Origin of the sequence: Flavobacterium degerlachei (assembly GCF_900106645.1) — a bacterium.
Lineage (GTDB): Bacteria > Bacteroidota > Bacteroidia > Flavobacteriales > Flavobacteriaceae > Flavobacterium > Flavobacterium degerlachei.
Genome location: NZ_FNMV01000019.1, coordinates 56,399 through 80,004, shown reverse-complemented (window position 1 = coordinate 80,004; position 23,606 = coordinate 56,399). Strand labels below are relative to the sequence as shown.

22 protein-coding genes and 1 tRNA gene are annotated in these 23,606 nt (G+C 33.9%); 12 read left to right on the top strand and 11 right to left on the bottom strand.

All coding sequences use genetic code 11. The features are described 5' to 3' along the window. The coding region (locus tag BLV91_RS16005) for a transposase (RefSeq protein WP_139262360.1) at positions 1-409 on the top strand (409 nt) is incomplete at its 5' end. A 99-nt stretch (positions 410-508) separates the two neighbouring features. Here BLV91_RS16005 and BLV91_RS16000 read toward each other — a convergent pair. Next, positions 509-579: transfer RNA gene (locus BLV91_RS16000), tRNA-Gln, on the bottom strand. A gap of 255 nt (positions 580-834) precedes the next feature. Here BLV91_RS16000 and BLV91_RS15995 point away from each other — a divergent pair. Together BLV91_RS15995 and BLV91_RS15990 are read left to right on the top strand one after the other, a co-directional pair. Next, entirely contained in the window at positions 835-4,146 is a 3,312-nt protein-coding gene (locus BLV91_RS15995) for a glycosyltransferase family 117 protein (RefSeq protein ID WP_091435085.1), read from the top strand. 86 nt (positions 4,147-4,232) lie between these two features. Next, complete coding sequence (locus BLV91_RS15990) at positions 4,233-4,883, top strand: polysaccharide deacetylase family protein (RefSeq protein WP_091435083.1); 651 nt, start codon at positions 4,233-4,235, stop codon at positions 4,881-4,883. A gap of 17 nt (positions 4,884-4,900) precedes the next feature. On the opposite strand, the gene BLV91_RS15985 is transcribed toward BLV91_RS15990, so the two are convergent. Beyond that, positions 4,901-5,197, bottom strand: coding sequence for a thioredoxin family protein (locus tag BLV91_RS15985; RefSeq protein WP_091435082.1), 297 nt, complete (start codon positions 5,195-5,197; stop codon positions 4,901-4,903). A gap of 74 nt (positions 5,198-5,271) precedes the next feature. Then, entirely contained in the window at positions 5,272-6,504 is a 1,233-nt protein-coding gene (locus BLV91_RS15980) for a metallophosphoesterase (RefSeq protein ID WP_091435080.1), read from the bottom strand. A 274-nt stretch (positions 6,505-6,778) separates the two neighbouring features. Between BLV91_RS15980 and polA the strand changes: the two genes are divergently transcribed. Beyond that, complete coding sequence (gene polA, locus BLV91_RS15975) at positions 6,779-9,619, top strand: DNA polymerase I (RefSeq protein WP_091435078.1); 2,841 nt, start codon at positions 6,779-6,781, stop codon at positions 9,617-9,619. 75 nt (positions 9,620-9,694) lie between these two features. On the opposite strand, the gene BLV91_RS15970 is transcribed toward polA, so the two are convergent. Next, the gene (locus BLV91_RS15970; protein ID WP_091435076.1) at positions 9,695-10,720 is read right to left on the bottom strand and encodes a LacI family DNA-binding transcriptional regulator; all 1,026 of its coding nucleotides are present in this window, start codon (positions 10,718-10,720) and stop codon (positions 9,695-9,697) included. Between the two features lie 349 nt (positions 10,721-11,069). Between BLV91_RS15970 and rplM the strand changes: the two genes are divergently transcribed. From rplM to tsf, 4 genes are all read left to right on the top strand, one after another. Beyond that, positions 11,070-11,525 (top strand): 50S ribosomal protein L13, encoded by a 456-nt coding sequence (gene rplM, locus BLV91_RS15965; RefSeq protein WP_007137451.1) that lies wholly within the window; start codon positions 11,070-11,072, stop codon positions 11,523-11,525. Next, complete coding sequence (gene rpsI / locus BLV91_RS15960) at positions 11,525-11,911, top strand: 30S ribosomal protein S9 (protein ID WP_007137450.1); 387 nt, start codon at positions 11,525-11,527, stop codon at positions 11,909-11,911. Before rplM ends, rpsI begins: the two co-directional genes overlap by 1 nt. Before the next feature lie 171 nt (positions 11,912-12,082). After that, a complete protein-coding gene (gene rpsB, locus BLV91_RS15955) occupies positions 12,083-12,898 on the top strand; it encodes a 30S ribosomal protein S2 (protein WP_091435074.1) in 816 nt (271 codons plus the stop codon). Between the two features lie 137 nt (positions 12,899-13,035). After that, entirely contained in the window at positions 13,036-13,860 is an 825-nt protein-coding gene (gene tsf / locus BLV91_RS15950; RefSeq protein ID WP_091435072.1) for a translation elongation factor Ts, read from the top strand. Positions 13,861-13,939: 79 nt separating this feature from the next. On the opposite strand, the gene BLV91_RS15945 is transcribed toward tsf, so the two are convergent. Next, positions 13,940-16,066 carry a M3 family metallopeptidase gene (locus BLV91_RS15945; protein WP_091435070.1) on the bottom strand — a complete coding sequence of 709 codons (2,127 nt, stop codon included), beginning with the start codon at positions 16,064-16,066 and terminating at the stop codon, positions 13,940-13,942. A gap of 124 nt (positions 16,067-16,190) precedes the next feature. Between BLV91_RS15945 and BLV91_RS15940 the strand changes: the two genes are divergently transcribed. Further along, positions 16,191-16,766: a DNA-3-methyladenine glycosylase I gene (locus tag BLV91_RS15940; RefSeq protein WP_091435068.1), complete on the top strand. Its 576-nt coding sequence runs from the start codon at positions 16,191-16,193 to the stop codon at positions 16,764-16,766. Here BLV91_RS15940 and aat read toward each other — a convergent pair. Beyond that, complete coding sequence (gene aat / locus BLV91_RS15935; protein ID WP_091435066.1) at positions 16,752-17,390, bottom strand: leucyl/phenylalanyl-tRNA--protein transferase; 639 nt, start codon at positions 17,388-17,390, stop codon at positions 16,752-16,754. The two genes, BLV91_RS15940 and aat, sit on opposite strands and share 15 nt — an antisense overlap. Before the next feature lie 93 nt (positions 17,391-17,483). Here aat and BLV91_RS15930 point away from each other — a divergent pair, with 93 nt between their 5' ends. Continuing rightward, positions 17,484-18,215, top strand: coding sequence for a phosphatase PAP2 family protein (locus BLV91_RS15930; RefSeq protein WP_091435064.1), 732 nt, complete (start codon positions 17,484-17,486; stop codon positions 18,213-18,215). Positions 18,216-18,268: 53 nt separating this feature from the next. Here the strand turns inward: BLV91_RS15930 and BLV91_RS15925 are convergent, their stop codons facing one another. Next, positions 18,269-18,640 (bottom strand): DUF3127 domain-containing protein, encoded by a 372-nt coding sequence (locus tag BLV91_RS15925; RefSeq protein ID WP_091435063.1) that lies wholly within the window; start codon positions 18,638-18,640, stop codon positions 18,269-18,271. A gap of 26 nt (positions 18,641-18,666) precedes the next feature. After that, on the bottom strand, positions 18,667-19,542 hold the full coding sequence (locus tag BLV91_RS15920; protein WP_091435062.1) for a flavin reductase family protein: 876 nt from the start codon (positions 19,540-19,542) through the stop codon (positions 18,667-18,669). A gap of 185 nt (positions 19,543-19,727) precedes the next feature. Between BLV91_RS15920 and BLV91_RS15915 the strand changes: the two genes are divergently transcribed. Then, positions 19,728-20,873: a sensor histidine kinase gene (locus BLV91_RS15915; RefSeq protein ID WP_091435060.1), complete on the top strand. Its 1,146-nt coding sequence runs from the start codon at positions 19,728-19,730 to the stop codon at positions 20,871-20,873. On the opposite strand, the gene BLV91_RS15910 is transcribed toward BLV91_RS15915, so the two are convergent. The 3 genes from BLV91_RS15910 to greA all read right to left on the bottom strand — a co-directional run bounded on the left by BLV91_RS15910 (position 20,874) and on the right by greA (position 23,007). Further along, entirely contained in the window at positions 20,874-22,034 is a 1,161-nt protein-coding gene (locus BLV91_RS15910) for a transglutaminase domain-containing protein (RefSeq protein ID WP_091435059.1), read from the bottom strand. A 64-nt stretch (positions 22,035-22,098) separates the two neighbouring features. After that, positions 22,099-22,488: an HIT family protein gene (locus BLV91_RS15905; RefSeq protein WP_091435057.1), complete on the bottom strand. Its 390-nt coding sequence runs from the start codon at positions 22,486-22,488 to the stop codon at positions 22,099-22,101. A gap of 42 nt (positions 22,489-22,530) precedes the next feature. Beyond that, the gene (gene greA / locus BLV91_RS15900) at positions 22,531-23,007 is read right to left on the bottom strand and encodes a transcription elongation factor GreA (RefSeq protein ID WP_091435056.1); all 477 of its coding nucleotides are present in this window, start codon (positions 23,005-23,007) and stop codon (positions 22,531-22,533) included. 164 nt (positions 23,008-23,171) lie between these two features. On the opposite strand from greA, the gene BLV91_RS15895 reads away from it, so the two are divergent. Further along, on the top strand, positions 23,172-23,591 hold the full coding sequence (locus BLV91_RS15895; RefSeq protein ID WP_091435054.1) for a Rieske (2Fe-2S) protein: 420 nt from the start codon (positions 23,172-23,174) through the stop codon (positions 23,589-23,591). Positions 23,592-23,606: the final 15 nt, after the last annotated feature.

Genomic DNA, 23,606 nt, shown 5'->3' with positions numbered 1-23,606 from the left:
ATTATTAGCCAGAAGTCGCTATTTACTTTATAAATCCAGACAAAAATGGACCAACAACCAAGAAGAAAGAGCGAAGTTACTATTTGAATTATATCCTGATATTAAAAAAGCATATGATTTATCTCAGCAATTACGAACTATCTACAACAGTAACAATGATAAGAATGTTGCTATGTTAAAATTAGCGCATTGGTATAGAAAAGTCGAGGAATCAGGTTTTAAAAACTTTAATATCGTTCTCAATACCATAACCGTCAATTATAATTCAATACTAAACTATTTTGACAATCGAAGTACAAATGCTTCAGCGGAATCTTTCAATGCAAAAATTAAAGCTTTTAGATCGCAATTTAGAGGCGTTAGAAAAATTGACTTTTTCCTATTTAGATTATCTAACCTTTTTGGATAATCCCCAACTTTTGAACTTGATCCCAGAACCTTTCGAAAGACACAACCAAATAAAAAAAATCATAAAAAAAAAGCCTCTCAATTACTTGAGAGGCTTTCGTTGGTCTACAAGGACTCGAACCTTGAACGACTGCACCAAAAACAGTTGTGTTACCATTACACCATAGACCAGCTTAATTGCCTTGCAGCATTATTGCTTAGCGAGTGCAAATTTATACTAAATTTTAGTTTGCGCAAACTTTTTTAGCCTTTTTATTCAAAAAAAATCAAATAAATTTTCAAGCTCTCGAACAGCATTAGCAAAAATCCTCAAAACCAATATATTACCGAATTCAATTAGTTTGACAGAAAAATTACCGAATCCTCACAACCTTAAATAAAAAAACATTTTCTTTGTAACTTAAAATTATAACTAAATTTCAATACATGAATAAGGAGACATTCAACTTCAATAAATGGAATACTATTATTGGTTGGTTAGCATTTGGAATTGCATTAATAACATACACACTTACAGTCGAACCTACAATGAGTTTCTGGGATTGTGGAGAATATATTGCCACAGCAGCAAAACTTGAAGTCGGTCATCCTCCCGGAGCACCTTTATTTCAAATGATAGGCGCTTTTTTTGCCATGTTTGCTTCAGATAACGAACATATTGCCTTAATGGTAAACATGACCTCCGTTTTCTCAAGTGCTTTTACCATTTTATTTATGTTTTGGTCTTCTTCTATGATTTTGAAAAAACTGGTTTCCAGAATTTCAGATTCAAATACTGATACAGATTCAACAAACCAAATCAATAAAAGTAATGCTATTGTAGTTCTTGGAGGGTCTTTCGTTGGCGCTTTAGCCTATACTTATTCAGATAGCTTTTGGTTCAACGCGGTGGAAGCAGAAGTATACGCCATGGCTACCCTACTTATATCTTTACTTTTTTGGCTAGGTTTACGCTGGGAACAGGATATGGACTCTCCTAGAGGAAATAAATGGTTATTAATAATTTCACTCGTTATTGGACTATCGTTTGGAGTACACTTTATGGCTCTCCTAACAATTCCTTCTATTGGATTATTGTACTTTTTCAAACACTATAAAACCATCACAATAAAAAATTTCATTATCGCTAATGTTGTGGTAATATCCATTTTATTGTTCATTTTTAAATTACTGCTTCCTTTAACAATGGCCTTCTTTGCAAAAAGTGAGATCTTTATGGTAAACAGCTTCGGGATGCCCTTTAATTCAGGAACTATTTTTGTAACATTACTCCTTGTTGCTTTCTTTTATTTTGGATTAAAATACACCCAAAACAAAGGGATGATTCAGTACAACACACTCCTTTTATGTGTTTTATTTATCTTAATCGGGTTCTCTACCTGGATGATGCTTCCCATCAGAGCAAACGCGAATACAGTGATTAATGAAAATAAACCATCTGATGCAACAGAGGTTCTTGCCTATTATAACAGAGAACAATATGGCGTAAATCCATTGTTTTATGGCCCCCAATATACCGAAACTTTTGCAGGACTGGACAGTGACGAGCCGTATCTTGACAAAGCACCTAACTACGAAAGGGATTACAAGACAGGCAAATATATCATCACAAATAACTTCAAAAACTCCGTTCAGAATAGTGACGATGCGCAAAAGACTATCCTACCAAGAATGTGGAGCTCTGATCATATTGAAAACTATATGAACTTCACTAATGCACCTGATTTTAGATTAAATCCTGCATATGCTTATGAAGACGATTTAGCAAAATACGGAATAGATGCCACTAAAATATCCGAAGAGGATTACAATAGAGCCATCGCACAGTTGAAGAACGAAATTCAAAAAACGGTATCCGAATTCAGACAAGCCTATGCCTCAAAACAAATTGACAACGAAGGCTATGTGAAGTTCCTAAAAAGTTACGGCGACTATTTAATTATAGACAAACCGACAACTGTTGACAATTTCAGTTTCATGTTTGAATACCAATTTGGCTATATGTATATAAGGTATTTGATGTGGAATTTCGTTGGACGACAAAATGACGTACAAGGAAGATACGATAATCAAGATGGAAACTGGATTAGCGGAATAAAATTCATAGATGAATTACATGTAGGCTCACAAGATAATTTACCATCAGATGTCCTAAACAACAAAGGCCGTAATGTTTATTACTTTATACCATTCATACTTGGTATCATAGGTTTATTATATCATGCTGAGAAAGATCTAAAAAGCTTTTACGTTTTACTAGTACTTTTTCTCTTTACCGGATTTGCATTAAAAATTTACTTGAACGAAAGACCCTTTGAACCTCGAGAAAGAGACTATGCACTAGTCGGATCATTCTATGTGTTTGCCATTTGGATAGGGTTTGGAGTTTATGCCCTTTATGATACTATCAAAAAATATTTAGCACCAAAGATTGCAGCTCCTGTAGTTATCTGCGCCAGTTTACTGGCTGCACCGGTTCTAATGGCATCACAAAACTGGGATGATCACGACCGTTCTGGAAAATATACTGCATTAGCTATGGCTAAAGCATACTTGACTTCCTGCGACCCTAATGCAATTCTATTTACAATTGGTGACAATGACACCTTCCCACTCTGGTATGCGCAAGAAATCGAGCACATCAGGACCGACGTAAAAATCGTAAACACTAGCCTTTTCATGACGGATTGGTACATTGATCAAATGAAAACCAAAACTTACGAGTCAGAACCATTACCTATTTCTTTCACACATGACCAATATGTAGGAGACAAACTGGACTATGTTGTTCACATTCCAAAAACAGAAAGCAGATGGGACATAAAAGACTTTTTAACTTTTATTAAAAACCCAAAATCTACTGTTGGTATGCAGAATGGACAAACAATACATTTTTATCCAACAAACAAAATCAGAATTCCTGTTGACAAGAACAGCATCATAAAGAACAAAGTAGTTGCTGCGAAATATAACGATTCAATAGTTCCTTATATAGATATTGATATTAAAGGAAATGCGTTGTATAAAAACAGACTGATGATGCTTGACATTGTAGCTAACAACAACTGGAAAAGACCTATTTACTTTAGTGGTGGAGCTTTTGATAATGAAGATTATCTTTGGATGAAAGAGTACCTTCAATTAGACGGTATGGTTTACAAATTAGTACCGCTTCAAACAAAAATTCCTAACGACGGAAGTCCATTAGACATGGGACAAATAGATACTGATAAAATGTATTCTAATATTATGAAATGGGAATGGGGAAATAGTGATAGCGATAAAATTTATCACGATCCAGAAACCAGAAGAGAAAGTATAACCTACAGAACCAATCTTGCCCGATTGATGGACAAATTAATCGAAGAAGGCAAAATCGAAAAGGCAAAAACAATAATCAATCTGGCCATGACAAAGATGCCACTTGATAAATTTGGTTATTACTCTTTAGTAGAGCCATTTGCAAAAGGATACTATCAAGTTGGTGAAAAAGCCAAGGCGCAAGATCTTTTAGACAAATTAATGACTAAGTACAAAGAGAACCTCAATTATTACGCGAGCTTACCTCCTTCTGACCAAAGTAGTATTGCTATTGACATAATAACTGACATTGAGCGATACAGAAGCTTATTAGAAGTAATGAAAGAAAATGGAGACTTGACTTTTTACAACAAGAGCAAAACCACATTCAACACTTACATCAATATGTTTGAGCGTTTTGGTCGCGAAAAAGAATAATTTTTAACTAAATATACAGCTTTAAAAATGTGGTATAATCTCAAGATTATACCACATTTTTTTTTACATTTAAAATAAAAATAAAAATGGGGTTTTACTGGATAAAAACAAATTCAATCATCAAGAAAATATTTTCAAAGTATGTATGGGATTTACCCAATGTTGAAAATAAAATCTACTTAACTTTTGATGACGGACCAACACCCCAAGTTACGGAATGGGTCCTGGAACAACTGCTACAACACAATGCCAAAGCCACTTTCTTTTGTATCGGAAAAAATATCGAAGCCCACCCTTCCCTTTTAAAAAAAACAATTGACATGGGGCATCGTATAGGAAACCATACTTTTAATCACTTAAATGGATGGCAAACAAGCACGAATGAATACTCAAGTAACGTTTTGCTTTGTGAGAAATCAATTTCGAATCAAATATTGAAAGATAGCAAAGAGAAGTCTAAAATATTTCGTCCGCCGTATGGAAAAATTAAGTCCAAACAAGCAAAAGAACTACTAAAACAGGGATACAAAATTATAATGTGGGATGTCCTCAGTGCAGACTTTGACCAAACAATCTCAACAGAGAAATGCTTGAAAAATGTGGTTTCAAATGTAAAACCAGGAAGTATAATAGTTTTTCACGACAGTGTAAAGGCATTCAAAAATCTTGAATATACCTTACCTAAAGTTTTAGATTACTTGGATAAAAACAACTTTATTTACGAAACAATTCGATAAAAATACAATTTTAGAAACTAGAATTGTTCTTGCACAATACCGATAATAGTATTTGCATCCAACTCTCCGGATTGCCTCCAAATCATCTGTCCTGCTTTATAAATCATTAGCGTAGGAAGCCCCTTGATGCGTAAAGCATCAGCTAATTCTTGATTTTTATCCACGTCAATTTTAATGACTTTAGCCTTGTCTCCAAGAGCGGCTGCAACATCTCTAATAACGGGATGCATGGAAACAGACGATTCGTTCCAATCTGTGTAAAAATCAATTAACACAGGTACCTGTGCACTTATAAGTTCTCCAAATTTTGACATAATACCAAAAATTTAATTTTTAAATCTATTTAAAAATATAGACATTAATTTACAAATGTAGCGTTTTTAACGAATTATGCTACATTCTTCCCTTTTTTTAGTTCTATGACAGTAATTTCGGGCATTATTCCTACCCTTCCTGGGTAAGCATGAAATCCAAACCCTCTATTCACATATACATATCTCCCTAAATTTTCATACAAACCAGCCCACTGTGCATACACATATTGCGCTAAGCTCCATTTGAAATAACCAGGAATTTCAATCCCAAACTGCATGCCGTGCGTGTGTCCAGACAACGTTAAGTGAAAATTACTTTCATGATTTTTAATTTCATAATCCCAATGACTCGGATCATGACTCATTAAAATCTTGAAATCCTTCTTATCTACACCTAGAGAGGCTTTATTGATATCTCCTGCCTTTTTAAAATTATGACCCCAGTTTTCAACGCCAATTAATGCGATTTTATCCGTTCCTTTTTCAATATAAGTGTGCTCGTTTAACATCAAGTTAAAACCTATTTGTCCGTAAAGATCCTTTATAGCCTGAAAATTATCTTCTTTATCTTTTTCTGTTGGCCAAGTAACATATTCTCCGTAATCATGATTTCCTAAAACAGAATATTTACCATACTCGTGTTTCTGAATTCTATTGAAAGTTTCTATCCAAGGATGCATTTCTTTTGCATCTGTATTCACGATATCTCCGGTAAACAAAATCATATCTGAATTTTGTTCGTTTACCAAATCAATAGCATAATTAATCTTATCTGGATTATCAAAACTTCCGCTATGTACATCTGATATATGTGTGATTGTAAAACCGTCAAAAGCATCAGGTAAATCAGGGAAAAATATGCGTTGTTTTATAACTTTGTAATTGTATTTCCCAACAGTTATCCCGTAAATCAGCGACATAAAAGGAATCGCAGCTAAACCTAATCCTATTTGACTAACAAATTTTCGTCTGGAACTAAGGAAGCTCACATCGTCATTCTCTAAAAAATAATTAACTGAGCCAGCACCAACCCTAAAAATATCTTCTCCAAGCAACAATAAAGTCAGAATTAACTTTGGAACATAAACCACTAGCAGAAGTCCCATCGTGAACATTGTCTGTTGCGTTTGACCTACAGAACGGTCAAATTTCATAAAAGAGTAAACGATAAAAACCAAAACCAGCAAACTGATGATTTGGTAAGAAACTAAAAACCACTTTAATTTTACCAAAGTTTTTAATGCTTGAAAAGCATATAATTCAATTATAAGAAGGACAAGACTTAGTAAAAGTATACGGATAACCATTATAAATAATTTTTTAGGCAAAATAACAAATTAAGGAACTACTATGAGTTCATATTAATCAAAATTTAACTAAAATCGCGCCAAATTTCCCTTGTCAGGTTCGCATCTCTTAATTTCCAATAAATGTGACAGTCCTCTTCCGTTAAACTGAAGCACAGAATAGAGCATTTCGAGAAAGCAAAAACCCTTGCGGCCGAATATCATAAATATTAATATCTGTCACTTCTTTATCTTTTAAGTTTTGTACTTTTGAAATCTTTTCAAAATCACAATTATGTCACAACAAAAACGTCTTTTTCTTCTTGATGCCTACGCCTTAATCTTTCGAGGATATTATGCCTTTATAAAAAACCCAAGAATCAATTCTAAAGGAATGGATACCTCGGCGATTATGGGATTCATGAATTCCTTAATGGATGTTATAAAAAGGGAAAAACCAGATCATTTGGCAGTTGCTTTTGATAATGGTGGAAGTAATTTAAGAAACGAAATATTTCCAGAATACAAAGCGCATCGCGATGCTACTCCCGAAGCTATAAAAATTGCTATTCCTTATATTCAGGATTTACTGAAGGCAATGCACATACCTATAATAGAAGTAAAAGGTTACGAAGCGGATGACTTAATAGGAACCATTGCAAAACAGGCCGAAAAAGAAAATTACAAAGTCTTTATGGTTACTCCAGACAAGGATTTTGCTCAATTGGTATCTGAAAACATTTTCATGTACAAACCTGCCCGAATGGGTAATGGAATTGAAATTTGGGGTGTTCCTGAAGTATTAGAAAAATTCGAAATTGAAAGACCAGATCAAGTTATCGATTTTCTGGGTATGATGGGTGACGCTGCCGATAACATTCCAGGACTTCCCGGAGTAGGTGCAGTTACAGCAAAGAAATTCCTAAAAGAATTTGGGACAATGGAAAACCTTTTGGCAAATACGGATAAGTTAAAAGGAAAAATGAAGGAGAATGTAGAAGCGAACAAAGAGAAAGGACTTTTGTCGAAAACATTAGCCACCATACTTCTTGACTGTCCAGTCGTTTTTGACGAAACTGATTATGAATTATCAACTCCTGATGTCGAGAAAACAGATGCTCTTTTTAATGAGTTGGAATTCCGAAGAATGGCAGAACAGTTTGATGCCATATTTAAAAAAGGTGGTACTGCAACAACTAATACTGCTGCCGAAGAAGCTAAATTATATAAAAGTCCACAACCGAAAAGCGAAGAGCAATTTGATCTTTTTGCAAGTGCAATTCCTAGCGAAGCTGCAGACGCTACGCACCACCAATATTACAATACATTAGAAAATACAGAACATTCATATCAGATTATTCAAGGTGACTTGGGTGTAAAGTTGCTTTTGCAAAATTTACTTAAGCAAGAATCCGTTTGTTTTGACACTGAAACTACAGGCTTAGATGCTTTGCATGCTGAACTTGTTGGTATTTCATTTTCATTCGAAAAAGGAAAAGGATATTACGTCCCTTTCCCAGAAGATCAAGAGCAGGCGCAAGTTTTAATTAATAAATTCATTCCTTTTTTCGAAAATGAATCAATTGAAAAAATTGGTCAAAATTTAAAATATGATCTAAAAATTCTTTCTAATTATAATATCAATGTAGAAGGAAAACTGTTTGACACCATGATTGCTCACTATCTGATCAATCCAGATATGCGTCATAACATGGACATACTGTCTGAAACCTATTTAAAATATTCTCCAAAATCGATTGAGACCTTAATTGGAAAAAAAGGAAAAAATCAAAAATCGATGCGTGATGTTGATTTAGAGGAAATCAAAGAATACGCAGCAGAAGATGCAGATGTTACATTCCAATTAAAGCAACTATTTTCTGTCGAATTAGAAAAAACCGAGACCAAAAAACTCTTTGATGAGATTGAAATTCCTTTGGTAAAAGTCTTGGCAGATATGGAAAAAGAAGGAATCAGATTAGACACTGATTTCTTAAAATCATTATCAAATGACTTAGATACTGACATTAAAAAACTGGAAGCAGCGATTTATGAAGTTGCAGGAGAAGATTTTAATTTAGCTTCGCCAAAGCAACTCGGCGATGTTTTATTTGATAAATTGAAAATTGGCGGAGCCAAACAAAAAAAGACAAAAACAGGACAATATGCCACTGGCGAAGAAGTTTTAAGTTACTTAGCTAATGAGAATCCAATCGTAAAAGACATTCTTGACTGGCGCCAATTAGTGAAACTAAAAAACACTTATGTTGACGCTTTACCAAATCAAGTAGACCCGGTAACCCTGAGAGTGCATACTGATTATATGCAAACTGTTGCAGCAACAGGACGTTTGAGTTCGAATAATCCTAATTTACAGAACATCCCTATTCGTACCGAACGAGGACGACAAATAAGAAAAGCATTTGTAGCAAGAGACGAGAACTATACTTTAGTTTCTGCCGATTACTCCCAAATAGAATTACGTATCATTGCGGCATTGAGTGGTGAAGAAAACATGATAAAAGCATTTTTAAATCACGAAGACATTCATAAATCAACAGCTTCAAAGGTATTTGATGTTCCACTAGAAGAAGTTACCAGAGAACAACGTAGCCATGCAAAAACGGTAAACTTTGGAATTATATATGGAGTTTCTGCATTTGGACTTTCTAATCAAACGGATTTATCCCGTTCTGAAAGTGCTGCTTTAATTGAAGCCTATTACAAAACCTATCCAAGATTAAAATCATACATTTCAGAGCAAATTGATTTTGCTAGAGAAAATGGATATGTACAAACAGTTTTGGGTCGCCGTCGTTATTTAAAGGACATCAATTCACAAAACGCAATTGTACGTGGCGGAGCAGAACGAAATGCAGTTAACGCACCAATACAAGGAAGTGCTGCTGACATTATTAAAATTGCAATGATTAACATTCATAAAAAACTAATTGCAGAACACTATAAAAGCAAAATGCTGCTTCAGGTTCATGATGAGCTTGTATTCGATGTCCACAATTCAGAATTGGAAAAAATAAAAGAGATGATCAAATACGAAATGGAAAATGCGTTTAAACTGGACGTCCCTTTAGATGTCGAATTAGGAGCTGGTAAAGATTGGCTGGAAGCACATTAATATTTAGAACCAAAAAAAAATCCACTCCCATTAAATAAAGGAGTGGATTTTTTTATATCCTAGTTCTAATTGCAATTACAACTTTCTAGTCGTTTCTCTTTCTTTCAATTTAGTCTTAATGACCACCGTTTCGTAAGGTTTATTCTCTTCATCAGACTCTAATCTATCAATAAGTAATCTGGCTGCCACTTCTCCAATTTCTACACCATGTTGACTAACCGTTGTCAAGCTTGGAGACAATCTTCTTGAAGCAAGAATCCCATCTGCAAAACCAATTATAGAAAGCTCCTCAGGAATTTTCCATCCTTTTTTAAGTCCGTATTTCAATGCCGCTACCGAATCACTTTCTTCTAAAGCAAAAATCCCATCAATTGTAACGCCTTCAGAAATCTCTAGAATTCTATTATTTAAATCATCTTCTGAATCTGTACGCAGAATAATATCTTGATTCAAAGTAATGTTATTGTCTTTTAGTGCTTTCAAATAACCTTCGGTTCTTAATTTTCCAACACTTAAATTATCAACTGAAGAAAACAAAGCAATATTTTTACAACCCAAATCAATTAATCGTTGCGTAGAATTTAAAGCCGAGTTAAAATCATCAACCACTACTTTATCACACTCAACTTGATCTGCTATTCGATCAAACATAACTATAGGAGTACCGTCATTAATAATTGAAGCAAAGTGATCGTATTCATGCAATTTTTGGGCTTCCTCAGAAACTGATAAAATAAACCCATCAATAGTACCATTACTCAACATTTCTAGAGTATGTGCTTCTTTATCTAATGACTCATTAGAAATGCACATAATTACATTATATCCTTTTTCATCGGCTACTTTTTCTATACCACTAAATACTTTGGCAAAAAAAGAATTAAGAATATTCGGAATAATAACACCTATGGTTTTAGTCTTTCTATTTTTAAGATTCAAACCGATGACGTTTGGTTTGTAGTTTTTTAGCTTCGCATACTCTTTAATTTTTATTTTTGTTTGATCACTAATTTCCGGACTATCATTAAGTGCTTTTGAAACTGTAGAAACAGAAACATTAAGTTCTTTTGCAATTTGTTTAAGAGTTGCTTTGACTTTCATAGTTAAGTATGTATTGACTTTATTAGTAATTTAAGGAGGTCGAGGGTTTTTTGGCCCCAACCACATAGTGTTTATGGTATCAAAAAATAACAATTTCCCACTTTACGGCCGCGTCATTAAATTGCAAGATAAAATATTATTTTCGATAACAAAAGTAATATAAAAATAGAAAGTCTCCATTAACTATAATTCTAAAAGAGAAGCGACGCAAGATATATGAAATATACAATTGATAATCAGTGACAAAACATCTCGAAATTATTCTTTTCAAGGTATTTGTATTTAAAATAATTAATTGTACTTTTGCATCCCCTTTAATGGGGATGGAATGTTTAATTAAAAAAATATTATGGACGCATTAAGCTACAAGACTCAATCAGCAAGCAAAGCCACCGTTACAAAGGAGTGGATTGTTGTAGATGCAGATGGGCATAACTTAGGTCGTCTTGCTTCAAAAGTCGCTATGATTTTAAGAGGTAAGTACAAACCAAGTTACACACCGCACGTTGACTGTGGAGATAACGTAATTGTTATCAACTCAGAGAAAATCAACCTTACAGGTAACAAAATGGACGAGAAGATTTACATGCGTCACACAGGTTACCCAGGGGGACAAAGAACTTTAACTGCTAAAGTATTGCAATCGAAAAATCCTGCATTACTAGTAGAAAAAGCGGTAAAAGGAATGTTACCAAAAAACAAAATTGGTGCTGAACTTTTCAGAAATTTAAATGTTGTTGTTGGTTCAGAGCACAAACAAGGTGCACAAAAACCAAGAACAGTTAACCTTAACGATCTTAAGTAATGGGAGTTATTCACAAAATCGGTAGAAGAAAAACCGCTGTTGCACGTGTTTATGTTTCGGAAGGAACAGGAGTAATCACTGTAAACAAAAAAGAATTCGCGACTTACTTCCCAACAGCTACTTTACAGTACAAAGTTATGCAACCTATGTCTATGACAGAGAACGCAACTAACTTTGACGTAAAAGTAAACGTACACGGAGGTGGTTCAACTGGACAAGCAGAAGCTGTAAGAATGGCATTAGCACGTGTTATGTGTGAAGTAAATGCTGAAAACAGACTAATCTTGAAACCAGAAGGTTTATTGACAAGAGATCCAAGAATGGTTGAACGTAAGAAATTCGGTCAGAAGAAAGCTCGTAAGAAATTTCAATTCTCGAAACGTTAATATTGCCTGTCTTGAATACATTTATTCAAGACTTATTGAATTTATTATTGAATTTAAAACAATGTTGTTGTTGCCTACCGAGGTAGGAATTAGTTTAGCATCTAAATGTATTTAGCCGAGCAATCGCCATTTATACATTGCTAATCAACAGAACGTAAACTAGTACAAAAAATGTCAAACAAAGTAGAAGTAAAAGAATTACTAGAAGCAGGTGTTCACTTCGGACACATGACTAGAAAATGGGATCCAAATATGGCTCCGTACATTTATATGGAACGTAATGGTATACACATTATCAATCTATATAAAACTGCAGCAAAAATTGAAGAAGCTAATGAAGCTTTGAAAAAAATCGCTGCATCAGGTAGAAAAATATTATTCGTTGCTACCAAAAAACAAGCAAAAGACATCGTTGCTGAAAAAGCAAAAGCTGCAAACATGCCTTACATCACTGAAAGATGGCCTGGTGGAATGCTAACTAACTTCGTAACTATCCGTAAAGCTGTTAAAAAAATGGCTACTATTGATAAAATGAAGAAAGATGGTACTTTCATGACCCTTTCAAAGAAAGAGCGTTTACAAGTTGATCGTCTTCGTGCTAAATTAGAGAAAAATTTAGGTTCAATTTCTGATATGTCAAGATTACCAGCTGCATTATTTGTAGTAGATATCAAAGCTGAACACATCGCAATAAAAGAAGCTCAAAAATTAAACATTCCAGTTTTTGCAATGGTTGATACTAACTCTGATCCTCGTGAAGTAGAGTATGTAATTCCATCAAATGATGATGCTTCTAAATCAATCGATAAAATTTTATCTTTAGTTACAGCGGCAATTGTTGAAGGACTTTCTGATAGAGGTTCTGACAAAGAAGCTGATGCAACTGCTGAAACAGTAGCAGCTCCAGCGGCTGAAAAAGTAGCTCCAGTAGCAACTGAAACAGCAGCTCCAGCAGCTGAAACAGCGGCTCCAGCAACTGAAGAATAAAACAACATTTTAAATTCCAAATTTTAAATTCCAAGTTCCATAATAAAATTAGAAACAATAAGTTGATAATTTAATAAAATTGGGGTTCGGGATTTAAGAATTGGAATTTTTACTTTTAACCTTAAAAAATAATACATATGGCAACTATAACTGCTGCAGACGTAAATAAATTAAGAACAGCAACTGGTGCAGGAATGATGGACTGCAAAAAAGCACTAGTTGAAGCAGAAGGAGATTTCGAATTAGCTATCGAAAACCTTCGTAAAAAAGGACAAAAAGTAGCTGCAAACCGTTCAGATAGAGAATCTACTGAAGGAGCTGCTATTGCTGTTGTTAATGCTGACAAAACTGCAGGTGTAGTAATCACTTTAAACTGTGAAACTGACTTCGTAGGAATGAACGAAAGCTTTGTGAAAATGGCTACTGAAATGGCTAACCAAGCATTGAACTACGATTCTTTAGAAGCATTTTTAGCTTCAGATTTCAACGGAATTACTATTGCTGATAAATTAATCGAGCAAACAGGAGTTATCGGTGAGAAATTAGAAATCAGAACTTTTGAGAAATTAGAAGGTGCTTTCGTAGGATCTTACATCCACTCTGGAAACAAAATCGCTACTTTAGTTGCTTTATCCGCAGCTCCTGCTGGTGCTGACGAAGTTTCTAGAAATGTTGCTATGCAAGCTGCTGCAATGTCTCCGATCGCTTTAAACGAAGAAGGTGTTGATGCTGCAACTATCGAAAAAGAAATCGAAATCGCTAAAGACTTACTTCGTCAAGAAGGAAAACCAGAAGCAATGTTAGACAATATCGCTAAAGGTAAATTGGCTCGTTTCTTTAAAGACAATACTTTAGTAAACCAAGATTACATTAAAGACAACAAATTAAGTGTTGCTAACTACGTAAAGTCTTTAGATAAAGATCTTATTGTTACAGGATTTAAAAGAGCTGCTTTAGGTTAATCCTAATTTACTTCTAAAATACAAAAAGAGCGATTTGAAATTCAAATCGCTCTTTTTTTTGTCTACTATTTCTAAACTATTATTTAGCTTCTCCTTTAAAAGAGTCAAAACCTCTAGATCTCATTAAGGCATCTGTTTTAGGATCACGTCCTCTAAAACTTCTATAGGCATCTTCTTGATCAGTAGTATTTCCTACGCTAAATACACTATCATAAAGTCTTTTTGCCACTTCCTTGTCATAAGGTCCTTTTCCTTCAGTAAAAGCCTCAAAAGCATCCGTACTAATCACATCAGACCATAAATAACTATAATAACCCGCAGCATAACCGTCACTTGAAAATATATGTCCAAATTGCGGTATTCTATGACGCATTACAATTTCGTTAGGCATATTTAATTCACTTAAGGTTTCACGCTCAAAATCACTAGGATCAATTAATGTTTCTCCAGCTAAATGCAATTTCATATCCACTAATGAGCTTGCAATAGTCTCTACTGTTGAGAATCCTGAATTAAAAGTAGACGCTTTCTCAATACGTTCTACCAAAGCCATCGGTATTGGCTCATTAGTTTTGTAATGCAATGCAAACTTGCTCAAGACTTCAGGAGTCTCAAGCCAACGCTCTAAAATTTGAGAAGGAAATTCAACGTAATCTCTAGCAACTGCAGTTCCTGCAAGACTAGGATAATTAACATTAGAACACAATCCATGAAGAGCATGACCGAACTCGTGAAACAAAGTTGTCGCATCTGACCAAGAAATTAAAATAGGCTCATTATCTGCTCCTTTAATAAAATTACTATTATTAGAGACGATTGTCAATACTGCTCCATCCATCTTTTCTTGGTTTCTGTACGCATTCATCCAAGCTCCAGAACGTTTTCCTTTTCGAGCATACGGATCAAAATACCAAAGACCAACTACTTTGCCGGTTGTTTTATTAGAAACTTCCCAAACTCTTACGTCAGCATGATATACGGGAACATTCGAAATCTGTTTGAATTGCAAGTCAAATAATTCACCAGCAACCCAAAACATACCTTCTCTCAATTTTTCTAATTGTAAGTATTCCTTAACTACATTCTGATCTAAATCGTATTTTTCTTTTCTGACTTTCTCCGAATAATAACGATAGTCCCAAGGTGAAATTTTAAAATTCCCACCTTCAGCATCTACAATTTCTTGCATTGCCGCAACATCTTTATGCACCTGCGCAACCGCTGGTTCCCATACTGACAGCATCAATTCCATGGTGCGTTCAGGAGTCTTTGCCATTTTATTGCTTAGGTTCCAATGTGCAAAAGTAGGAAATCCAAGTAATTTAGCTTTCTTTGCTCTTAGCTGTAAAGTTTTAACAAGGGTTGACTTATTATCAAATTCATTATCATTATCCCCTCTTTTAACATACATACTCCAAACTTTAGCTCTTAATTCTCTGTTTGTACTAAAAGTAAGAAATGGATCTACAAATGAACGTGTGTTCCCTATAACCCCAAGCACATTCAAATTTCTCTCTTTGGCTTGAGCCATAGCTGCTTTTTTCAATCCTTCAGGCAGACCGTCAAAATCACCTTGATTAATTAACGCCACATATTGATTATTTTCTTCAGCTAATAAATTCTGGCTGAACTTAGAAAAATATCCTGCTAATTCGCTATTGATTTGCGCCACTTTTTCCTTTGCTTCCCCATCTAAATTTGCTCCTTCTTTGACAAAGTTGGTATAGTTTAACCAAATCAACCTTTGTTGTTCACTTGTCAACTTTTCTTTGTCAGGAGAATTGTACAAGCTTTCAATTCTCTTAAATAATTTCTTGTTTTGATAAATCTTGCTTGACAAAGAAGCTAAGATTGGCCCCATTTCTCTTTCGATAGGTCCAAATTCAGGGCTATTCAAATTTGACGAATAAATCCCATAGACTGTCATCACACGCTTAAAGTCCTTACCGGAACGTTCCATTTGGGCAATGGTGTTTTCAAATGTAGCCGCCTTCGGATTGTTAGCAATAGCGTCAATCTCACTTAACCGTTCCTTTATGGCAACATCAAAAGCAGGCTTAATTTGAGATATATTATATTCATTAAAAGCCGGCACACCACCATATGGTCCTGTCCACTTCTTGAGCAGTGGGTTATCTGAATTCCCCTGTGCATTAATACTTAACATTGTTGAGCTGATCATTAGAACTGTAATTATTTTTTTCATATTAATATGGTATTATACTTGTGTACTTATCGCTGCTAAATTTAATTAAAAAACCTAAGCTACAGTCCAATTTGGCAAAATACTGATTGGTTTTAATATCTTTGAAAATATAAAATAATTTACAATGGAAAATAAAACAAGATGCGGTTGGTGCTTATCGAGCGACTTATATAAAGAATACCACGACCAGGAATGGGGAACTCCCGTTTATGATGACGCCACTTTGTTTGAATTCCTTATTTTAGAGACATTTCAGGCTGGACTAAGCTGGATTACCATCTTAAACAAAAGAGAGAATTTCCGCAAAGCATTTGACAATTTCGACTATAAAAAGATAGCGCAATATTCTGAAGACAAAATCGAAGAACTACTATTAGACGCAGGAATAATTCGAAACAAACTAAAAGTACGTTCAGCAGTTTCTAATGCAGAAGCTTTTATAAAAATCCAAGAAGAATTTGGTAGTTTCTCTGATTATATATGGAAATTCACCGATGGAAAACCTATCGTAAACAACCCTAAAACATTAAAAGACGTCCCTGCCACTACTCCACTTTCGGACGAAATCAGCAAGGATTTAAAAAAACGCGGTTTCAAATTTGTAGGCTCTACCGTTATTTACGCCCACATGCAAGCGACAGGGATGGTTGATGATCACGTTGAAGATTGTTGGAAAACAACTACGCTATTGAACTCTTAAAATTTCCATGAAATCATCCCGTTCGATTTCCCTGCACCCCAGACTTTCAAGATGCGGGTTGTAAACCTGACAATCCAAAAGCTTGTAATTAGTTGCCTTTAAATTATTAACTAACGAAATGAAAGCAACTTTTGAAGCATTTGAAACTTTAGAAAACATGCTTTCACCACAAAATACATGACCTAAATCAATACCATACAAACCACCAACCAGTTCGCCATCCTGCCAAACCTCAACAGATTTCGCAACACCTAATTCATGCAAATTACAATAAGCTTCAATCATGTCATTAGTAATCCAAGTTCCCCGCTGACCATCTCTTTTAATATTTTGACAATTCGAAATAACATCTCTAAAATTTTGATTGAATGTAACTTTGAAGCTGTTTCTATTAAGAATATTCCGCATACTTTTAGATATAATCAATTCCTCAAGAAACAAAACCATTCTTGGGTTAGGTGACCACCAAGTGATAGGTTCTCCATCTTCAAACCAAGGGAAAATTCCGCTTTTATAAGCTAATTGTAATCTATCAACCGACAAATCTCCACCCAAGGCTATAATTCCTGAAGAATGTGTTTGAGAAATAGTTGGGAAAAATAAAGCTTCAGATAAATAATACATTCCTTTTTAACTAAAAATTAAATCAATACTCTTAAATTTGGTAAAACTAATTAATTTCAAAAATCAATTAGTCTATTTTTTAAATACACTACAATGAAATTCAAATCGATTCTACTCGTTTTTACATTAATTATTACACAAATGTATGGACAAAAAGCGGATAGTTTAACCTCAACAAAAAAACTCAGCTACAACTCTTTTATAGTACCAACTGCTTTTATTGTGAGTGGTGCGATTCTTCTGAACTCTGAATTTAATAATGACATTCAAACAAAAACAAATTCTATTTTTGGTCCGGGTTTCAGATCACAAGCAGATAATATATTCCCACTAGTTCCTATTGGGCAAATTTATTTAGGTAAATATTTAGGATTTAAACCCAAAACTGATTTTCGAAATCAAACTTTAAACATATTCTTGGCCAATACCGCTACTATAGTTGTGGTTGAAATAACTAAACGTATAGCCAAAAGAGACCGTCCTGATTTATCCAATAATTTAAGTTTTCCTTCTGGACATTCGGCGATTGCTTTTACAAATGCTACACTTTTATATTATGAATATAGAGACGACAATTTCTGGTACGCAAGCAGTGGTTTCCTTTTTGCAGGAGCAACAGCCGCCTTTAGAATTGCCAATGATAAACACTACGCCTCAGATGTGCTTGTTGGCGCAGGAATAGGGATGGCATCTGGTATTTTATTCTCACATATTAATCCATTTCAATCTCTTAGAATATCAAAAAAGAAAAAAGTAAGCGCTTTGATCTATCCACAATTAGGCAACCACATAGGCTTTGGCGCCATCATAAAGCCTAATTTTTAGCATAAAAAAAGCCTTGAATTTTCAAGGCTTTTTTATAAAATTGATGCTTTTAATTAAAAAGGCAAATCATCCGGCTCTTCTTCATTTAAGTTTGTAGCTGGAGCAAATGCTTGAGCAGCAGGCATAGGAGCTGAAGGAGCTTGCGCTTCATTAGCCATCTTTTCGATTCTCCATCCTTGTATGCTATTAAAATATTTAGCTTCACCTTGTGGGTTAACCCATTCTCTACCTCTTAAATTGATTGATACTTTTACGTCTTCACCAATGTTATAATTGTTCAACAAATCACATTTGTCTTGAGTAAACTCAACCATAATATGTTGAGGATATTGTTCATCTGTTGTAACAACCAATTCTCTTTTTTTAAATGAGGCGCTAATTTGTTGTTCTGGATTGACAACTTTAATTTTTCCTGTAACTTCCATCTTCGTTATTTTAATTGTTATTTAGATTATTTTTTTGCCAGAAGCACCTTCCATGCAGAAAGGACATCATTATCATTTAAGTATTTTTTAGCTTCTAAATGAACTTTTTCAACATCATCTGAGCTTAAAACTGCTTTTACCGAAAAATTTTGTTTTACAAATATACTAACTTCTTCTGTCGTAGGCAAGGCTTCTACGTTACCTAATTTACCTAAATCATTTCCGTCAAAGACAGTACTTTCCTTTACATACTTTGGGATTGCATCCACACCAATTCCTAGCGTTGATAGGGGTTTAGGCACTTCAAACAAACCTTGATTTGACCTTGAATACCAATTACCTCCTAGTCTGGACACTAAATCAATTTTGTATTGATCAATAGAACCATTTTCATCCAAGATTGCTTCATCAATATGAATTCTTACAACCTCGCAAAGGATTAAGTTTCCTGCACCACCTTCTGTCCCTAACGCGATAATTTGATTGACTTTACATTCAAATTGAACTGGAGATTCTTTTACTCTGAATGGTTTGACTACATCTGAGGCAACCGCTGTTAAACCCGATTTCTCAAACTCATTGACACAATCAGCATATTCTGTACTCGCAAGTGAAGTTTGTTGTACCAAATCAAAGTTTACCACATTAATTACCACCTCTTTCGTAGCCTCACAATTGATTAAAGTATGTTTAATCGAATTGTCGCGAACACGTCTTGCTGGCGAAAAAACAAGAATGGCAGGATTAGCACTAAAAACATTAAAAAAACTAAAAGGAGATAAATTTGGATTTCCATTTTCATCAACTGTACTTGCAAACGCTATTGGTCTAGGTCCAACAGAACCTTGTAAATAACCCTGTAATTTAGCCGTTTCTATACTTTTTGGATCAATGCTAATCATAGTTGGTTGGTTGTTAATTATTTTCTTAACTCGATCTGCAAAAGTAAGGAAATGGTTTTACTATAGAAAGAGTGAGGAATCATTTAACGCTAAAAACATTTTCATTATACAAAAAAACTCCTTTTAGTACCAACTAAAATAATCCTATTAATATTTCGTTATATTTATACCTCAAAATCTCATTTATGCAGTTTTCTGAAAGAAAAAACACAACTCGTTGGATCATTATTTTCTCTTCATTTTTGATAATATCACTAATCCTTTGGAATACCTATACTTTTTTTCAAATTTTCAAAAATGAAGAACGTTTAAAAATGAATCTTTGGGCAAGTGCTCAAAAAACACTCATTAATGCTGGCGAAAATACTGATGTTGAACTTCCGCTGCAAATTTTCAGCAACAACACTTCTATACCTATAATTCTGACTGAGCATGACAGTATTATCAATACTGTTAATATTGACGAGCAAATTGTAATAAACGAGCAAAAGGCCGCCTCTTTTTTATTCGATTTAAAAAATGAAAATGACCCCATTGTTATCGAATATGTACCTGGAAAATTTCAGAAGCTGTATTATGGAAATTCGGCATTACTCAATAAACTAAAATATTATCCTATAGCATTACTACTCATTATCGTATTATTTGCTGCCTTAGTTTATTATTTTTATAGAAGTACTAAAATAGCTACGCAAAATAAACTTTGGGCCGGAATGGCCAAGGAAACAGCACATCAAATAGGAACGCCACTCTCTTCACTGATAGGCTGGGTCGAAATACTAAAAGCGGACAACGTTGAAGAATCTACCACTTTAGAAATCGAAAAAGACATCGATCGATTACTAACCATTACGGATAGATTCTCAAAAATAGGTTCAGAACCCATATTAGAGAAAAAAGATATCGTAGAAGAAACACTACAATCTTATAATTATCTTCAATCTCGTTTTTCTAGGCAGATTGAATTTACTTTTAAAAGTCCAGAAACTCCAATTTATGTAATGATCAACCCTACTCTACATAGCTGGACGATTGAGAATCTTGTAAAAAATGCTATTGACGCGATGAAAGGCAGAGGCAAACTAGCTCTAGAAATCCAACTGGAAAACCATTCTGTAAAAATTAATGTTTCTGATAGCGGAAATGGAATTCAGAAAAATCAATTCAAATCTGTATTTGAACCAGGATTTACAACCAAAAAAAGAGGTTGGGGCTTAGGACTTTCCTTGACAAAAAGAATAGTTGAAGAATACCACAAAGGTGCTATAAAGGTGCTACATTCCGAAGTTGGAAAAGGAACTACCATGCAAATATCGTACAAAGTAAAATAATCAATTTCTAATTTTTAAATTACTTAGCATTACTTTTCTTCCTATTGAATTCTTACTCAAGTATTCCATTAAAAATTGTTCTTGCTCTTCCGTTTGCATCAACGCAGTTGCTATTGATTTTTTTAAATTAGATAAACTTCCAGTATTTTCAGTCCCTACGATTCCAATATTATAAACATCAGTTTCGCATTTTTTAAACTTGCTCTTCACATTTTGAATCCAATTTCTCTTCTCCTCATCAGATTGAGTTGGTTTGAATTTTTTAAATCTATAAATAATAAAATCATTTAGAAAAAAAATGTTCTCATTATAACTAGTATATAAAGCATTCAATTTTTCTATGTTTTTATTTTGAGTATAAATCCTAAATGCTTCCTTTTTATATTTGTATTGTTCTATAACCAATGTATTAAGCAGTCCATTTTTCTCAATTCTTTCAGAGGACTCAAATGCCTTATCACTATCTGATAAAGACGTATATCTCGTTATTTCTTTTTCAAAATCAAGTTGCTTTTTAGAATTTTGTGCTTGTCTTTTTCCTTCTAAAAATTCTTTGTTGGTTAAAGGGTAATCTAGAAACTGCCAGATATAATCAAAAGGCATATGTGATGTAATTAATACATTAGGTTGCACCTTAAAATAGGAATTGTTTAATTTTTTAAAAAACGTATTATTATTTACATAACCAGCGCCCCAAGTTGGGTCAAATAAATACCATTTATTGTCAATTTTTGCAGCACACCAGGCATGAGATAAGTTGGCAACCTTTCCATTTTGTTTTGTAAAACCTTCAATCACATAACAGCTTATTCCCATTTTATTAGAAACATCATTAAAAACTTCGGCATAATGGCTACAAACTCCTTTTTTAGTCTTTAGCACATTGTCAATTCTATCTTGAGTTGTTTCATTGACATTTGGCGCAAGCATTTTAGAAATATCATAACTAATATTTGAAGCTGTCCAATAAAACAGCGCACGGATTTTTTCAGCGTCTGTTTTAAAATTTGAAGAAATATAGTTCGCTATAGCAATTGTCGAATTACTATCATGAGTAGGTATTTTATCCATTTTAGAGTCAATTCCCGCAAATTCATTCTTAACTTGAGAAAAACTTAAAAGAGATAAAAACAAGCATAGAGACAAAAAAATAGCTCTCATATAATTTCTTTTTTTTCATAAAAAAAACACGAAAATCGTGTTTTTTTTTATGGTGTCATTTTGTTTAAAAATTCAATTGAATGCTTTTTGCAAGATTTTCAAATTCTTCTTTTGATAAAGTAACTTTATTTTGAAAACGAATTTCATCCATTTCATTAAGTGGAATCAAGTGAACATGGGCGTGTGGCACTTCAAGACCTACAACTGCCATACCCACTCTTTTACAAGGAACCGTTTTTTCTATCGCGATGGCTACTTTTCTTGAAAAATGCATCAACCCTAAATAGTGAGCTTCGTCCATATCAAAAATCTTATCGACTTCAAATTTGGGTATACATAAAGTATGACCTTTTGCATTAGGATTCACGTCTAAGAAAGCTAAATAATTATCGTCTTCGGCAATTTTATAAGATGGAATTTCACCGTTTACGATTTTCATGAAAATTGAACTCATATGCTAAATATTAAAATGGATTATAAATAGTTTGTTGCACTTTTAGTCACGTGAAATTTCTAAAATCTCAAATTGTAACACTCCGTTTGGAACTGTAATTTCAGCAACATCCCCAACTGATTTTCCTAGTAAACCTTTCCCAATTGGAGAGGTTACAGAGATTTTACCCGTTTTCAAATCCGCTTCACTTTCGGCTACTAATCGGTATTTCAATTCCATCCCATTAGACTTGTTTTTAATTTTCACATTCGATAAAACCAAGACTTTAGACACATCAAGATGTGTTTCGTCAATTAGTCTAGCATTAGAATGAACCTCTTCTAGTTTGGCAATTCTCATCTCAAGCATTCCTTGTGCTTCTTTTGCTGCATCGTATTCTGCATTTTCAGATAAATCCCCTTTATCTCTTGCTTCAGCTATATCTGCGGATGCTTTTGGACGCATCACACTTTTCAAATAATCTAATTCTTCTCTTAATTTTTTTAAGCCTTCTGCTGTGTAATAAGATATTGCACTCATAGTTTCATCATTTATGTAAATAGAAAAAATCCCATCAGGACGGGATTTCTTTCCACAAGAATATTATTGTTTTACTTTTGTCTATAATAATATGTTAATCATATTTAATTCAAAGTTAAATAAATTAAATTTGTTTAACTAATACTTTTAATTTATTTTAAATAATGAAAAAACACCTCCTCATACTCATTGTATTGACCTTGTTTTTGGGCTGTAGCGACAGTAGTTTTAACAATAAAAATCCTTATATACCTAACTATACTTTTACGATAGACATCAATATGAATTTACCTGCATATTCGAACTTGCAATACCCTAGTAATGCCATATATTACGCTGGTGTTGGTGCAAAGGGAATTTATATATTCAATACAGGAAGTGGTTACAATGCTTTTGATGCGGCTTGTCCTAATCAAGTAATTAGCAGTTGCTCTACCATGACCCTAAAAGGAATTAATCTGATTTGTCCTTGCGACAGTACTGAATACAGCTTATTCACTGGTTTAAGTCAAGCTGGCTCACAGTATCCATTAAAACAATATCGTGTGGAGGTTAACGGAAATGTCTTGCGCGTTTATAATTAATACAAAAGCCCAAAA